The sequence below is a fragment of the Devosia sp. P1_H9 genome, assembly GCF_056405135.1.
The window spans coordinates 306,025-319,622 of sequence record NZ_JBFUCQ010000007.1 but is presented as its reverse complement, the minus strand read 5'-3'; the positions used below and the strand labels follow the sequence as shown (position 1 = coordinate 319,622).

General features: G+C 66.2%; 17 protein-coding genes. 8 read left to right on the top strand and 9 right to left on the bottom strand.

Going from position 1 to position 13,598, the window contains the following annotated elements; translation table 11 throughout:
- Positions 1-232: 232 nt before the first annotated feature.
- Positions 233-1,162, bottom strand: coding sequence for an L-threonylcarbamoyladenylate synthase (locus AC1DYL_RS16480; RefSeq protein ID WP_477173993.1), 930 nt, complete (start codon positions 1,160-1,162; stop codon positions 233-235).
- Between the two features lie 66 nt (positions 1,163-1,228).
- Here AC1DYL_RS16480 and AC1DYL_RS16475 point away from each other — a divergent pair, with 66 nt between their 5' ends.
- The 3 genes from AC1DYL_RS16475 (at position 1,229) to AC1DYL_RS16465 (ending at position 3,250) form a co-directional block, all read left to right on the top strand.
- A complete protein-coding gene (locus AC1DYL_RS16475; protein ID WP_477173992.1) occupies positions 1,229-2,158 on the top strand; it encodes a histone deacetylase family protein in 930 nt (309 codons plus the stop codon).
- A 126-nt stretch (positions 2,159-2,284) separates the two neighbouring features.
- Positions 2,285-2,539 (top strand): exodeoxyribonuclease VII small subunit, encoded by a 255-nt coding sequence (locus AC1DYL_RS16470; RefSeq protein ID WP_477151730.1) that lies wholly within the window; start codon positions 2,285-2,287, stop codon positions 2,537-2,539.
- 108 nt (positions 2,540-2,647) lie between these two features.
- Entirely contained in the window at positions 2,648-3,250 is a 603-nt protein-coding gene (locus tag AC1DYL_RS16465) for an SCO family protein (RefSeq protein WP_477158846.1), read from the top strand.
- Positions 3,251-3,263: 13 nt separating this feature from the next.
- Here AC1DYL_RS16465 and AC1DYL_RS16460 read toward each other — a convergent pair whose 3' ends face one another.
- The 6 genes from AC1DYL_RS16460 to AC1DYL_RS16435 all read right to left on the bottom strand — a co-directional run bounded on the left by AC1DYL_RS16460 (position 3,264) and on the right by AC1DYL_RS16435 (position 8,042).
- Positions 3,264-3,869, bottom strand: coding sequence for a hypothetical protein (locus AC1DYL_RS16460; protein ID WP_477173991.1), 606 nt, complete (start codon positions 3,867-3,869; stop codon positions 3,264-3,266).
- Positions 3,870-4,082: 213 nt separating this feature from the next.
- A complete protein-coding gene (gene aroC / locus AC1DYL_RS16455) occupies positions 4,083-5,189 on the bottom strand; it encodes a chorismate synthase (protein WP_477151727.1) in 1,107 nt (368 codons plus the stop codon).
- A 74-nt stretch (positions 5,190-5,263) separates the two neighbouring features.
- The gene (locus AC1DYL_RS16450) at positions 5,264-5,773 is read right to left on the bottom strand and encodes a GNAT family N-acetyltransferase (RefSeq protein WP_477173990.1); all 510 of its coding nucleotides are present in this window, start codon (positions 5,771-5,773) and stop codon (positions 5,264-5,266) included.
- An 8-nt stretch (positions 5,774-5,781) separates the two neighbouring features.
- Positions 5,782-6,537, bottom strand: a complete 756-nt coding sequence (locus tag AC1DYL_RS16445) for a hypothetical protein (protein WP_477173989.1) — start codon at positions 6,535-6,537, stop codon at positions 5,782-5,784.
- Between the two features lie 12 nt (positions 6,538-6,549).
- Positions 6,550-7,179, bottom strand: a complete 630-nt coding sequence (locus tag AC1DYL_RS16440; protein ID WP_477173988.1) for a histidine phosphatase family protein — start codon at positions 7,177-7,179, stop codon at positions 6,550-6,552.
- A gap of 50 nt (positions 7,180-7,229) precedes the next feature.
- Positions 7,230-8,042, bottom strand: a complete 813-nt coding sequence (locus AC1DYL_RS16435; RefSeq protein WP_477151723.1) for an enoyl-ACP reductase FabI — start codon at positions 8,040-8,042, stop codon at positions 7,230-7,232.
- A 108-nt stretch (positions 8,043-8,150) separates the two neighbouring features.
- Here AC1DYL_RS16435 and AC1DYL_RS16430 point away from each other — a divergent pair, with 108 nt between their 5' ends.
- The gene (locus AC1DYL_RS16430; RefSeq protein WP_477173987.1) at positions 8,151-9,566 is read left to right on the top strand and encodes an FAD-binding oxidoreductase; all 1,416 of its coding nucleotides are present in this window, start codon (positions 8,151-8,153) and stop codon (positions 9,564-9,566) included.
- 59 nt (positions 9,567-9,625) lie between these two features.
- The gene (locus tag AC1DYL_RS16425) at positions 9,626-10,183 is read left to right on the top strand and encodes a hemerythrin domain-containing protein (RefSeq protein ID WP_477174006.1); all 558 of its coding nucleotides are present in this window, start codon (positions 9,626-9,628) and stop codon (positions 10,181-10,183) included.
- On the opposite strand, the gene AC1DYL_RS16420 is transcribed toward AC1DYL_RS16425, so the two are convergent.
- Entirely contained in the window at positions 10,180-10,935 is a 756-nt protein-coding gene (locus AC1DYL_RS16420; protein WP_477158839.1) for an SOS response-associated peptidase, read from the bottom strand. The genes AC1DYL_RS16425 and AC1DYL_RS16420 overlap by 4 nt on opposite strands.
- 68 nt (positions 10,936-11,003) lie before the next feature.
- Here AC1DYL_RS16420 and AC1DYL_RS16415 point away from each other — a divergent pair, with 68 nt between their 5' ends.
- The 3 genes from AC1DYL_RS16415 (at position 11,004) to AC1DYL_RS16405 (ending at position 12,251) form a co-directional block, all read left to right on the top strand.
- Positions 11,004-11,408 carry an NUDIX hydrolase gene (locus AC1DYL_RS16415; RefSeq protein ID WP_477158838.1) on the top strand — a complete coding sequence of 135 codons (405 nt, stop codon included), beginning with the start codon at positions 11,004-11,006 and terminating at the stop codon, positions 11,406-11,408.
- Positions 11,409-11,440: 32 nt separating this feature from the next.
- Positions 11,441-11,812: a TIGR02301 family protein gene (locus AC1DYL_RS16410; RefSeq protein WP_477158837.1), complete on the top strand. Its 372-nt coding sequence runs from the start codon at positions 11,441-11,443 to the stop codon at positions 11,810-11,812.
- Between the two features lie 157 nt (positions 11,813-11,969).
- The gene (locus AC1DYL_RS16405; protein WP_477151717.1) at positions 11,970-12,251 is read left to right on the top strand and encodes a hypothetical protein; all 282 of its coding nucleotides are present in this window, start codon (positions 11,970-11,972) and stop codon (positions 12,249-12,251) included.
- 3 nt (positions 12,252-12,254) lie between these two features.
- Here the strand turns inward: AC1DYL_RS16405 and AC1DYL_RS16400 are convergent, their stop codons facing one another.
- Positions 12,255-13,577, bottom strand: a complete 1,323-nt coding sequence (locus tag AC1DYL_RS16400) for a dihydroorotase (protein ID WP_477173986.1) — start codon at positions 13,575-13,577, stop codon at positions 12,255-12,257.
- Positions 13,578-13,598 lie beyond the last annotated feature (21 nt).

The window sequence follows — 13,598 nt, the reverse complement described above, 5'->3', positions numbered from 1 at the left end:
CGTCATGATCTCGCTTCGGTGCAGCGGATGGGGGGAGAATCGCATGGGTGGGGAGCGGGGGGATAGATCGGCGCAAGATTCTCGCAACGCCTTGCCCGGCCTCACGATTGTGGCTCCGCTCACCCCCATCCATCCCCCCGTCAGAGGGGAGGTGCCGCATCGAGTTTGGGGGCACGATCGAACCCACCCCGGTGGGGAGTTGAGGTTGAGATGGAGCGGAGGTTCGCTACAGTCAGCCGCGCGGGGCAGCGGCGCGTTTCAGCCGGTCGTTGATCGCTTCGCCGAGGCCCTTGCGGGGGATCGGTGCCACGGCGATCCGCGTGGCGCCCTCGTCGAGCTGGTGCAGCATCGCGAACAGGTTGCGGGCGGCTTCGCGCAGGTCACCGCTCGGCGACAGGTTGGCGCCGGCGGGCCCCGGACCGAAGCCAAGCCACGTCTCCCCTGCCTCCGCCCGCTCGGCGTCCAGCCGCAGTGTCGCGTTCGGCGCGTAGTGGCTGGCCAGCATGCCCGGCGCGGCAATCGCTGCATCGTGTTTCGCGACCGCCACTGGCCGGCCGATTGCCGCCTCGATTTCGTCGCGCGGCAGGGCGCCGGCGCGCAGTTGCATCACCACGTCGCCCTCGACGGCGAGGATGGTGGATTCGACCCCCGCCTGCGATGGCCCGCCATCGAGCACCGGAACCGCGCCGCTGAACGAGCGGTCGACCTGCGCCGCGGTGGTCGGCGACAGTTTGCCGGAGCGATTGGCGGATGGGGCGGCGAGCGGCAGGCCGGCCACGCGGATCAGTTCGAGCGCCAGCGGATGGTTGGGGATGCGGATGCCGACGGTATCGAGCCCGGCGGTGACGAGATCGGAAAGCCCGGCTTCCGGGCGTTTCGGCAGCACCAGCGTCAGTGGGCCGGGCCAGAATTCTGCGAGCTTCCGCGCCATCGGGCTGAACTGCACCAGCGTCTCGGCCATGGCGAAATCGGCGACGTGCACGATCAGCGGATTGAAGCGCGGACGGCCCTTGGTCTCGTAGATCTTCAGCACCGCATCGGAGTTCGTCGCGTCGGCGCCGAGCCCGTAAACCGTCTCGGTGGGGAAGGCGACGAGCTCGCCGGCCCGCAGCAGCGCTGCGAGCGCGAGCAAATCCGACGGGGGATGAACGGCACCGGCCATGGCGCGAGGTTTGACAAGCTCGACAGCAAAACGTCAAGCTATTGGGGCAGCGACAGTTCCGAGCCCATGGCCACCCTTCTCGTCTCCCAGCGCAATTTCGAAAGCCACGTCACCCCCACCGGGCACCCCGAGCGACCCGACCGGCTACGTGCCGTCGAGGAGGCGCTCGGCGCCGATCGCTTCGCCAAGCTCATCCGCCGCGATGCGCCTTCGGCGGACCTGACGCTGGCCGAACTGGTACATGACGCCAACTACCTCAGCATCCTCACCCGCGCCCGCCCGGCCGAAGGCATCGGCCAGATCGACGAGGACACCTTCATCTCGTCGCGCTCGCTCGAAGCGGCGGCAACGGCGCTGGGCGGCGGTCTTGCCGCGCTCGAGGCGGTGGCGCTGGGCGAAGTGCGGAATGCCTTCTGTGCGGTGCGGCCGCCGGGACATCATGCCGAGATCGACCGGCCGATGGGTTTCTGCCTCGTCAACTCGATCGCCGTCGTGGCCCGCGAGGCGCAGCGCAAGTTCGGCGCCGAACGCGTGGCAATCGTCGATTTCGACGTGCATCACGGCAACGGCACCGAGGACATCTTCAAGGACGACCCGACGGTGTTCTACGCCTCGAGCCACCAGATGCCGCTCTATCCGGGCACCGGATCGCCGAGCTTCACCGGCGTTGGCAATATCTGCAACGCCGCGCTCGATGCCGGCAGCGGCGGGCAGGAAATGCGCGCCGCCTATACCGATCGCATCCTGCCGGCGCTCGAGGCGTTCCGGCCGGATTTCCTTCTCGTCTCCGCCGGCTTCGACGCGGACTATCGCGATCCGCTCGCCGGATTGAACTGGCACCCCGAGGATTTCGCCTGGGTCACCGAGCGCCTGACCGAGGTCGCCGGGCGGGTCTGCGAGGGGCGGCTGGTTTCGATGCTGGAGGGCGGCTACGACCGGCAGGGCCTCGCGACCGGGGTCGCCGCGCATGTTGAAAAGTTGCTGGCCGCGGGCTAGAGCATCTCACCGTTTCGTTGAAACGGCGAAATGCTCCAGGTTCCTGATTTGTCGCGCTTTCGAACCGGAAAAGTCTGCAACTTTTCCTGAAAGCGCTCTGCAACGAGCCTCATCGAAGGAACTGACATGGCCGATTCCCCCGCCACCCCCGACGACATCAAGCAGATGAGCTTCGAGGCGGCGCTGCGTGAACTCGAGGGCATTGTCGGCAAGCTGGAAAGCGGCCAGGCACCGCTCGCCGAGTCGATCGCCATTTATGAGCGCGGCGAGGCCTTGAAGGCGCATTGCGAGGCGCTGCTGAAGGCCGCCGAGATGCGGATCGAAAAGATCACCCTGCGCAACGGCCAGCCCACCGGCACCGAGCCACTCGACCCGCAGTAACGCGGGCGCCGACTGCAGATACAAACCTCAGTGACTGCGCGACAATGACGCGCGCCAAATCTGCCCCGCGGGCGCTATAAGCAGCGCCAACACAGTAGGGCAACATTCATGGCCGAAACCAATTCCCCGGCGCTGGCGCGCTTTCGCATCATTCTGTGGACGCTGGTCGTCGTTGCCGCCATCGGCGCCACGGCGCTGTTCATCTTCAGGCCGCCGGCCGCTCCCATTGGGGTCACCGGCAAGCCGTTCACGCTCGAATCGACGGCTGGTGGCACCTTCACCCAGGACAACCTCAAGGGCACCCCGAGCCTCGTATTCTTCGGCTACACCCACTGCCCGGATGTCTGCCCGACAACGCTGGCCGAATCGACGGCGTGGCGCGAGGCGCTCGGCATTTCCCCGGACCAGTTGCGCACCATCTTCGTCACCGTCGATCCCAAGCGCGACACCAAAGACGTGCTGGCCGACTATCTGAGCTCGTTTCCCGGCACCATCGGCCTCGTCGGCAATGAGGTGCAGACCGCCGACGCCAAGGCATCCTTCGGCGCGATGTCGGAGGCCACTGCGCCGGACGCGGACGGCTACTACCTCGTCAACCACACGGCCTCGGTCTTCCTGATCAACAAGGACGGCCAGTTCGAGGGCACCATCGCCTATGGCGAGCCCACCGACGCCGCGGTGGGCAAGATCCGGAAGCTCCTCGCGTCCTAGGCGGTTCGCGCCGCTAGACGGCGCGGTGGCCGAACAGCTTCGGCATGAAATGCGTGCTCGGGTCGGGCAGCGCCCGGAAGCGGCGACCGCGCACCTCGCGATGGATAACCCGGGTGCCGTATTTCGGATCGCGCTGGAACACCAGCCTCGTGTGCGCCGCGACGCCGACCCGCAGGTCCGCGCCGTGGTCCAGCCGGCGCCGGTCGGGCCCGAGATAGTCCTTGGCCTCGACATAGGTCTGCTCGCAGTTGAGCTGCTCCGCCAGCCGCTCGGCCAGCGTATCGCGGTGCTGCGGCAGCCCGATCACGTCGTCGAAGCCGAACCGCACATATTTGAGCATGATCTCGGCGGGGCGATCGTCGATGAACAGGATGATCGGTGAGTAGCAGAGCTTCGAGCGCCGCTCGTCGCGAACCGCCTCGATCACGTCAAGCAACTCGTCGTCGCGCATCCGGGAGCCGAGAAAGAAGTAGGTGACGCCAGCGCGCGACTGCATGGCGCTTGGTCCGTCCAGCTTGCTGACCACCTCGCCGAAACCGAGATGGTGCGCTGTGAGTTCAAGCGACCGCGTCTCGATCTGATCGGCGGCGATGATGAAGGCGCGACAGTGTTCGAACATCGGACGACCCCTCGGTTGTCTCAGTGCGACCGCTTAGTCGTCCAGCACTTACCCTTAGAACAAATCCAGCGCCGGCAATGACTTACACGTTGTCATTACAAGAGGCCCTGCCAGACCGGCGGCGTCAACGCGCATAAGCGCGAGCGCTGAACGACCGATTTTCGGCCGTCTAAGCATCCGCCACAGCAGGGTGCGGAACGCTGCGGACTGTTCTCAGTAGCCGATGCCGCCTTCGCGCCCGGTCTGGCCCCGGTGGCGCAGGAAATGGTCGGCCAGCACCACCGCCATCATCGCCTCGCCGATGGGCACGGCGCGGATGCCGACGCAGGGGTCGTGCCGGCCCTTGGTGATGACTTCGGTGTTCTCGTTATGCGTCGTCACCGTCTGGCGCGGCGTGATGATCGACGAAGTCGGCTTCACCGCAAAGCGGCAGACGATCGGATCGCCATTGGAGATGCCGCCGAGGATGCCGCCTGCCTTGTTCGAGGTGAAATAGGGCCCGGCATTGCCCGCGCGCATCTCGTCGGCATTCTCGGTGCCGGTGAGTTCGGCCGCCTCGAACCCGGCGCCGATCTCGACGGCCTTCACCGCGTTGATCGACATCATCGCCGACGCGAGGTCGGCCGAGAGCTTGCCGTAGATCGGCGCACCCCAGCCCGGCGGCACGCCTTCAGCCACCACCTCGATCACCGCACCCACCGAGTTGCCGGCCTTGCGGATGCCGTCGAGGTAGACTTCCCACTCCTTGGCAGCCACCGGATCGGCGCAGAAGAACGGGTTCTGGTCCACTTGATCCCAGTCGAAGCGCGAGTAGTCGATCTTGTGCGGGCCGATCTGCACGAGGCTGGCGCGCACCGTGACGTTAGGGATCACCAGCCGCGCCACGGCGCCGGCAGCAACGCGTGCCGCGGTCTCGCGCGCCGAGGCGCGGCCCGAGCCCTTGTAGTCGCGGATGCCGTATTTCTGGTGGTAGGTGAAATCGGCGTGCCCCGGCCGGTACTTGTCCTTGATCTCGGAATAGTCCTTGGAGCGCTGGTCGGTGTTCTCGATCATCAGCGAGATCGGGGTGCCGGTGGTCTTCAGCTGCCCGTCGCGCTCGTCCTCGAACGCACCCGAGAGGATCCGCACCTGGTCATCCTCACGCCGCTGCGTGGTGAAGCGCGACTGCCCGGGCTTCCGCCGATCGAGATCGCGCTGGATCACCTCAGCCGAAATCGGCAGCCCCGGCGGGCAGCCATCCACCACCACGCCCAAGGCAGGCCCATGGCTCTCGCCCCAGGTGGTGAAACGGAACAGGTGTCCGAAGGTATTGAACGACATCGCGGGTCCTCAGCGTGCAGGACTTCTAGGAACCTGCCCGATGAAGGTCAATCGGCGCTTCGGTGCAAGCGGGCTCATGCAGCGCGGAGCGTCTTGCTCAGGACGACGCTGCGGTAGTTGGTGTGCGACCATTGCGCGTGCTCGATGAACCGGTACCCAAGCCGCGTGTACCATTCGACGAGGTGAGTGGCAGGCTCCGCCGTGTCGAGGGCCAGTTCCCGGACGCCCGAGGCGATGGCACGTTCCTCCGCATGGGCGAGGAGGCGCCGGCCGAGGCCCTTGGCCTGAAGGCCGGGCTCAACGGCGAACTGAACGAAGGAAGCGACGTCTGCGCGATCATACCAGGGACAACCGCCGGTCCGGGTGCAGTCACGGAACACGATAGTGCCGCAGATCACTCCATCGGCCTCGGCGACGAAGCACTCCCCCTGCTCGATCCGCTTCAGCGTCACATCGGCACCCTGATGCGTCGCCCAAAAGCGCAGCCCCATCCCGGCGAGCCCGGCATAGGCGCGGTGCAGCATCTCGGTCAGTTCGAACACGGAATCCGTCGAACGCCACGGTCGGATGGAGATGTTGTCCACGTGATCCTTCAATCCGACGGGCGGAGGTATGGTCGCATTGCCTTCGCCATCTCGGCGGCGATCTCGATGCGGCGGATCCACTGCAGCGGCTCGAGGTCGTAGCTGTCGGCCGCCGCGCCATATTCGTCGATGGTGCGATAGTAGAGGCCGTGCGCCTCGGCATAGCCGATACGGTGGCCGAGCTGCTCGGCGAGCAGCGGCCAATCGACGTCGTTGGCGATGCTGTCGACCCGGCTGTGCGCGACGATGTCGCTAGCCGCGGCGCGGTCCATCCGGCGCACTGCGAACAGCAGGTCGGCCGAACGGCCGGTCAGCAGCTCGTAGGTCCGGTTGATCGGCATCTCGGTATCGCGCAGGCGCTTCGGCACCGCTGCCATGGCGCGTTCCGTGCGCCCGATGATCAGCAGTTGCGCCTCGGGCTGGGCGGCGAGCACGTCCGCCATCTCGGCAGGATGGGTGTCGATCCAGCGCAGGATGTGGTCCAGATCGGAATAGAGCACGCGATCGGTGCCACATTCGAGCGCCAGCCCGACGGCACTGCGCCGCGCCTGGCCGATGATCGCTTCACCGGTCGGATGCCAGGCGATCCGGGCGCTGAGTGTGTCGGCGAGGACAGCGGCAACGCGAGGGTCCGTCGCCTCGGTCAGGCTGACAGCGAAACCGGCAAAGAGTTGGCGCAGCGCCGGGGCGGCCGCCGCGATCGGGCCGGCGAGGCGTGCCTCGGTGTCATGGAGGATCGTGGCGAATGCTGTGGTGGTCGACATCCGCCGCTCCGCTCAGTCGTCCCAGCTGTGGCCGGCCGGGTACACGACGCTCTTGCCGTCGATGAAATGCACCACCGAGTCCTGCGGCGGGAACCAGTTCACCGCGCGCTCCGCCGGAAAGTCCTCGATCAGGCGGCGGAGGATCCTCAGGATGCCGCCATGCGCGACGATGATCGCCGGACCCTTGAGGGTATCGGCGGCAAAGCTCCGGACACGTTGCGCCACATCCTCGTAGCTCTCGCCCGAGGGCGGACGGAAGAACCAGAAATCGGCGTCGCGCTCGCCGGCAATTGCCATCTCGCCCGAGCTGAGTTCCGTATGGAGCCGGCCCTCATAGACGCCGAACGACACCTCGACGAGGCGGTCGTCGAACCTGACTTCGGGCAGCGGTTCGGCAAACGCCGAGCGGACGCGCTGCATAGTTTCCCGAGTGCGGCCCAGCGGCGAGGCATGCCAGTTGAACTCGTGCGGCGTCCTGCCGGCGCGGGCCAGGATCTGATGCAGCAGCTTGCCGTTGAGGTCGGCCTGCCCACGCCCGATGTCGTTGAGCGGGATGTCCTTCGAGCCCTGGTACCGGCCCTCGGCGTTCCAGTCGGTTTCGCCGTGGCGGATGAAATAGAGTTCAGGCCAGTTGATAGACATCGTGACGCTCGGAAAGAGAAAGGGCCGCCTCGCGGCAGCCCTGGAATAGGTCAGGCAGTGGGCGCGGCGGCGGCAGGTTCATCATCGACATGCATGCCGATGATATTGAAGCCGCAATCGACATACTGGATCTGGCCGGTGACGCCCGAGGAGAGGTCGCTGAGCAGATAAAGCGCGGCGGAGCCGACTTCTTCCTGGGTGACGTTGCGCTTCAGCGGCGCCGCTTTCTCCTGATAGTGCAGCATGGTGCGCAGGCCCGAAATGCCCGAGGCGGCGAGGGTCTTGATGGCGCCGGCCGAGATGGCGTTGACGCGGATGTTCTGCGGGCCGAGGTCGTGCGCGAGGTAGCGGACCGAGGCCTCGAGTGCCGCCTTAGCTACGCCCATGACGTTGTAGTTCGGCACGTACTTCTCCGCGCCGTAATAGGTCAGGGTCAGCAGCGAACCACCGGGGTTCAGCATGGCTTCGGCGCGCTTGGCGACGGCGGTGAACGAGTAGACCGAGATGTTCATGGTCAGCGCGAAGTTATCGGCGCTGGTGTTGATGTAGCGGCCTTCGAGCTCTTCCTTGTTGGAAAAGCCGATGGCGTGGACGAGGAAGTCCATCGTCCCCCACTTCTCCTTGAGCACGCGGAAGGTCTCGTCCATCGCCGCGTCGTTCGACACGTCGCACTCGACCAGCGTGGTGACACCGATCTCGGCGGCGAGCGGCTCGACGCGCTTCTTCAGCGCTTCGCCCTGGTAGGAGAAGGCGATCTCGGCGCCCTGGTCGGCGAGGGCCTTGGCAATGCCCCAGGCGATCGAGCGGTTGTTCGCCACGCCCATGATCAGGCCCTTTTTGCCGGCCATCAGCCCCTGCGCCATCGTTCTGCTCCGTATGGAATGTCTCGTTGGCGCCGCTTGTCGCATAGGGGCTTGGCGTGGGCAAGTTCGCCCTTGCGCCAAGCGGGCCGGGGGCTATCTTCCGGCGCCATGACCACGCTGGCCCCCAAAGACATCGTCCGCGCGCTGAAGGCCCTCCTGGGCGAAGCCGGTACGCTGATAGCCGATCCCCAGGAAATGGCGAGCTATGTGACCGAACCGCGGAAGCGCTTCCATGTCGCTGCTGTGGCCGTGGCGCTACCCGGCAGCGTCGCGGCGCTTCAGGCGCTCTGCCGCTGGGCCAACCAGCACCGGGTGCCGCTGATCCCGCAAAGCGGCAATACCGGGCTGGTCGGCGGGCAAGTGCCGCTGCGCGGCGACGAGGTGATCGTCAACCTTTCCCGCATCAACCGAGTGCGCGAGGTCAATGCGGCGGCCGGGCACATGACGGTCGAAGCAGGCCTGATCCTCGAGGAGGCGCACAAGGTGGCGGAAGAGGCGGGCGCGATCTTCCCGCTCTGGCTGGCGTCACAGGGCTCGGCCCGCATCGGTGGCGTGCTCAGCTCCAATGCCGGCGGCGTGCAGGTGCTGGCCTATGGCAATGCCCGCGAACTCACTCTCGGGGTCGAGGCCGTGCTGGCCGACGGCCGGCTCTACAACGGCCTCAACGCGCTGAAGAAGGACAATACGGGTTACGACCTCAAGGACCTGCTGGTCGGTGCCGAAGGCACGCTCGGCTTCATCACCGCAGCGACGGTGAAACTGTTCCCAGTGCCGGAAGGGCAGGAGACGGCGCTGATCAATGTCGCCGATCCTGCGGTGGCGCTGCAGCTGTTTTACCTCTTGCGCGAGCGCACCGGTTCGCGGCTGACGGCCTTTGAGCTGATGAACCGCTTCGGGGTCGACCTGCAGCTCAAGTACGGCCTGCTGCCGCGCGATCCGACCGCATCGCTGTCGCCCTGGTACGTGCTGGCCGAGGTCAACCGCATGAGGGGCGGCGTGCCCGGCGCGCTGCAATCGGCGCTGGAGGACGTGCTAGCGAGTGGCCTCGTCGCTGACGCCGTGGTCGCTGAGTCCGAGGCTGATCGCACCTTGATGTGGGCGGCGCGTGAGCAGATGAGCGAGGTGCAATCGAAGGAGGGCGCCTCGATCAAGCACGACGTCTCGGTGCCGATCGGCGCGGTCCCCCAGCTCATCGCGGAGGGCACAGCGGCCGTCGAACGCGCCATCCCCGGCGTCCGGCCATGCCCGTTCGGCCACATGGGCGACGGCAACATCCACTTCAACTTCAGCCAGCCAGTCGGCGCCGATCCCAAGGCCTTCATGGCCCGCGAGGCCGATGCCAATGCGGCGGTCTACGAGGTGGTGCGGAAGCTCGGTGGTTCGGTATCGGCCGAGCACGGCATCGGGCAGCTGAAGTCGGGCCTCTTGCGGCAGGTGAAGGACCCCGTGGCGCTCGAGATGATGCACGCCATCAAGGCGGCGCTCGATCCGAACGGTATCCTGAACCCGGGCAAGGTACTCTAGAGCAGGTCACCGCGAGGTGCCTTGTTGACGGGCCGCGCCGGGCGTCCCATTTGGGCAACATGCTGCTCGATATCGGATTTCTCGACGACGCCACCCGGCCCGCGCCCATCAAGCTTGAGGGCCTGACCGAGGCCCAGCGCGCGCCCGGCCTGCACCTCAAGGAGGTGCACGACCATCTGCGCGACAACATGAAAACCCTCGCCGTGCTGATCGACCGCGCCGCGGCCGGCGAAGTCGGCGCACAGCAAGCGACGGACCAGGCCGCCAGCCTTGCGATGGTTGCCAACTACCGCCGCTTCGGCAATCTCTGCGGCCAGCACTGCAACATCGTCAACGCCCACCATTCGATCGAAGACCAGGCGGTGTTCCCGGCCATCGCCGCGCAAGGCGCCGGCTTCAAGGCCATCGCCGACCGGCTGCAGGCTGAACATGTCGTCGTGCATGAGCTGCTGGTGCGGCTGATCGATGCGCTGGGTGAACTCGCGACCGAACCCGGCGCGAGCCGCTTCGCCGATACGCTCGAGATTTACCGCGCCCTCGAATGGGTCCTCCTCAGCCATCTCGGCTACGAGGAAGAGGCGATCGGCGACGCGCTCGGGTACTTCGAGCTGTTCTAGAACAGGTCTAGCTGCCCGCCGCCGCCAGCGGCCACCTTCTTCTTCGGCTTCACCGCCGCCGCGGCTTCGGCCTCTGCCTCTTCGGGCGTGATCGGCCGGATCAACTCCGGCCCATCGACATCGGCGCGGCCGATGGCCTTGCCCACTGGATGATACTTCAGCGAACCCGGAGGCAGCGGCAAGGCCAGTTGTCGGGCGGCGGTGATGTCGAAGTCGCGGGTGTTGAGCCACATGTCGACAGCATCGCCCGTGAGCATCGCCGGCATCCGGTCATAGACCGAGCTGATCTCGAGATTGGGCTCCACCGTGACGATGCAGGCAGTGTCGACCTCCTCACCGTCCGGTCCCGACCAGTTCGAGTAGAGCCCCGCGAAGATCATCGGGGAATCGTCTTCCATGGTGATGTAGTAGGGCTGGCGCTTGCCGTCCGGCCCCTTCATCCACTCGTAGTAGCCCGAGGCCGGGACGATGCAGCGCGAGTGGCGCACAGCGTCGCGGAACGACGGCTTTTCCGCCATGGTCTCGGCCCGTGCGTTGATCAGCAGTGAGAACTCGCGCGGATCCTTCACCCAGTTCGGCACGAACCCCCAGCGCACCAGCTGGATGGTGCGGCGCCCCGACTGCTCCCACACCACCGCGATCGGCTGCGTCGGGGTGATGTTGTAGCGTGGCGGAAAGTCGATCTTGTTGAGCAGGTTGAACAGCTCGACCATCATTTCCGGCGGCAGGGTGGTGGCGTAGCGTCCGCACATAAAGGGGCTCTCCTTCACTCCCTAGTTAGGCACTTGCCGCGCCGAGGACAAACCACAATCATCGGTTTATGCCCGCGTCCCAACGGCCTCCGAATGCTGCGAGTGTCGCGCTGATCGATCGCGACAAGGTGCTGCTGATCCAGCGCGCCAGAAAGCCGTATTTCGGCATGTGGAGCCTGCCCGGCGGGCGGCTCGAGCCGGGCGAAACGCCGGAGCAGGCGGCCGAGCGCGAGATCCTGGAAGAGGTTGGCCTGCGCGTCTGGCGGTTGCACCCGATCCGCCGCATGTTCCTCGGCGAAGGCCGCTTCGTCCTGCAGGTCTATGCCACCGAAGCCTTCGAGGGCGAGATCGTCGCCTCCGACGAAGTCAGCGCGTGGCGTTGGGTGCGAGCGGACGATATCGGCGGCATGTACACCACTCCCGATCTGGGCGACGTGGTGGCCGGAGCCTTCCGCATCTTCGATCGCAGTTGAGGCAATCGGGCGTTTCACTTAAGGATGCGGGCATGCGCTTCCGCCCGCTTCGCCTTGCTCTTGTTGCCCTGCTGCTCGCGGCGGGACCGGCGCGGGCTATCGATCCGCCCTACCAGGCGGAGATGGAGCGGCTCTCGGAAATCCTCGGCAGCCTCTATTTCCTCGATCCGCTGTGCAAGCCCGCCGCCTCATCGGACTGGCGCGGCGAGATGGCCGACCTGATCGCGCTGGATGAGCCTGATGATGACCGCAAGCAACGGCTGACCGGCGCGTTCAACTCAGGCTACGAAGCCTACGCGCGGCTCTATCGCGTCTGCACCGTGTCGGCCCAGCAGGCGATGTCGCGGCTGCTGGTTGAGGCCGAGAAAACCGCCCGCGACATCCACTCGCGCTACGCTGAATAGCGCCGCACCCTCTCGCGCCTTGTCGCGCGTTCGAACCGGAAAAGTCTGCAACTTTTCCTGACGCGCTCTGCGGGTTAACAATAATTGCAGAGTGCATATTAACCTTTTGGAGACGTCTGAGGCGCGCCTCGCGGGCGGGCGTGCTACGGGCGATGTCATGAAACTCTCCAAGACCCTCAAGGGCGACAACGGCAGCATCGAACGTCTCGCCGAGGCCGAACGCGAAGAGCGCCAAGTGGCGCTCGAATACATCGCGGAAGCCTGGAACACCGCCGAGGACGACGGCGTCGCGACGCTGGCGCTGGCCCATGCCTCGCTGTTCGCTGCCATCACCTCGCTGGTCGAGCACCACGGAGAGACGGCGATCTCGGAGCTGATCGCGACGCTGCCCGATCGCATCCAGGCGGGCGAATACAGCCTCAGCCGCTCGCTGCAGTAAGCCTCAGAGCGCTTCCAGGAACCGCATCGGCTGGCCGACGCTCGGGGTCACCAGTTCGCCCTGCCACATCACCTTGTTGCCGCGGACGATCGTTCCCACCGGCCAGCCGGTGACAGTCACTCCGTCATACGGCGTCCATCCAGCGCGGCTCTTTACCCACTCATTGGTGATCGTCTCGCGCCGCTTCAGGTCCACCACCGTCAGGTCGGCGTCGTAGCCGACCGCAATGCGGCCCTTGTTGGCGATGCCGAACAGCCGGTTCGGGCCGTGGCTGGTCATGTCGACGAAGCGCTCGAGGGTCATGCGGCCGGCGTTGATATGGTCGAGCATGATCGGCACCAGCGTCTGCACCCCGGTCATGCCGGAATGGCTGGCCGGGTAAGCATGGTCCTTTTCCTCGCGGGTATGTGGCGCGTGGTCGGAGCCGAGCACGTCGGCGACGCCATTCGCCACCCCGGCCCAGATTCCCTCGCGATGCGCCTTGTCGCGCACCGGCGGGTTCATCTGCGCGTAAGTGCCGAGCCGGGTGTAGGCGGTCTCGTCCAGCGTCAGGTGGTGGGGCGTCACTTCGACGCTCGCCACGTCCTTGTGCGCAGCGAGGAACACCATCTCCTCGGCGGTCGAAATGTGGAGGATGTGCACCCGCTTGCCGGTCTTCCGCGCCAGCGCCACCAGCCGCCGCGTCGACAGCATCGCCGCCTCGGGATCGCGCCATACAGGGTGCGAGGACGGGTCGCCGGGCACACGGAGGTGCTTCCGCTCTTCGAGCCGGTACTCATCCTCCGAGTGGAAAGCAGCGCGGCGCGAAATCGCGGAAAGGATCGCTTCCACCCCGACATCGTCGGGCACCAGCAGCGAGCCGGTGGACGAACCCATGAACACCTTCACCCCGGCACAGCCGGGCAGGCGCTCCAGCTCCGGCAATTGCGCCACGTTGTCGTGCGTGCCGCCGATGTAGAAGGCGAAGTCGCAGTGCATGCGGCGCGTGCCGAGGCGGATCTTTTCCTCGAAGGTCTCGCGCGTCGTGGTGAGCGGGTTGGTGTTGGGCATCTCGAACACGCCGGTCACGCCGCCCATCACCGCCGAAAGCGAACCCGATTCGAGGTCCTCCTTGTGCGTCAGCCCCGGCTCCCGGAAATGCACCTGCGTATCGATGACGCCGGGCAGCACGTGCAGCCCGGTGCAGTCGACCACCTCACCGGCCGAAGCCGCGCCAAGATTGCCCAGCGCGACGATGCGACCGTCATTGACCGCGATGTCCGTGCGGTGCACCCCATCATGGTTCACCACCGTGCCGTTCTTGAAGATCGTCTCGTACTGCGCCATGTCTGTGGTCCGCCTGCCTTT

Coding starts and splice junctions, on each gene's coding strand:
- AC1DYL_RS16480 (WP_477173993.1), bottom strand. CDS start 1,162: ATGGCCGGTGCCGTTCATCCCCCGTCGGATTTGCTCGCGCTCGCAGCG.
- AC1DYL_RS16475 (WP_477173992.1), top strand. CDS start 1,229: ATGGCCACCCTTCTCGTCTCCCAGCGCAATTTCGAAAGCCACGTCACC.
- AC1DYL_RS16470 (WP_477151730.1), top strand. CDS start 2,285: ATGGCCGATTCCCCCGCCACCCCCGACGACATCAAGCAGATGAGCTTC.
- AC1DYL_RS16465 (WP_477158846.1), top strand. CDS start 2,648: ATGGCCGAAACCAATTCCCCGGCGCTGGCGCGCTTTCGCATCATTCTG.
- AC1DYL_RS16460 (WP_477173991.1), bottom strand. CDS start 3,869: ATGTTCGAACACTGTCGCGCCTTCATCATCGCCGCCGATCAGATCGAG.
- aroC (WP_477151727.1), bottom strand. CDS start 5,189: ATGTCGTTCAATACCTTCGGACACCTGTTCCGTTTCACCACCTGGGGC.
- AC1DYL_RS16445 (WP_477173989.1), bottom strand. CDS start 6,537: ATGTCGACCACCACAGCATTCGCCACGATCCTCCATGACACCGAGGCA.
- AC1DYL_RS16440 (WP_477173988.1), bottom strand. CDS start 7,179: ATGTCTATCAACTGGCCTGAACTCTATTTCATCCGCCACGGCGAAACC.
- AC1DYL_RS16435 (WP_477151723.1), bottom strand. CDS start 8,042: ATGGCGCAGGGGCTGATGGCCGGCAAAAAGGGCCTGATCATGGGCGTG.
- AC1DYL_RS16430 (WP_477173987.1), top strand. CDS start 8,151: ATGACCACGCTGGCCCCCAAAGACATCGTCCGCGCGCTGAAGGCCCTC.
- AC1DYL_RS16425 (WP_477174006.1), top strand. CDS start 9,626: ATGCTGCTCGATATCGGATTTCTCGACGACGCCACCCGGCCCGCGCCC.
- AC1DYL_RS16420 (WP_477158839.1), bottom strand. CDS start 10,935: ATGTGCGGACGCTACGCCACCACCCTGCCGCCGGAAATGATGGTCGAG.
- AC1DYL_RS16415 (WP_477158838.1), top strand. CDS start 11,004: ATGCCCGCGTCCCAACGGCCTCCGAATGCTGCGAGTGTCGCGCTGATC.
- AC1DYL_RS16410 (WP_477158837.1), top strand. CDS start 11,441: ATGCGCTTCCGCCCGCTTCGCCTTGCTCTTGTTGCCCTGCTGCTCGCG.
- AC1DYL_RS16405 (WP_477151717.1), top strand. CDS start 11,970: ATGAAACTCTCCAAGACCCTCAAGGGCGACAACGGCAGCATCGAACGT.
- AC1DYL_RS16400 (WP_477173986.1), bottom strand. CDS start 13,577: ATGGCGCAGTACGAGACGATCTTCAAGAACGGCACGGTGGTGAACCAT.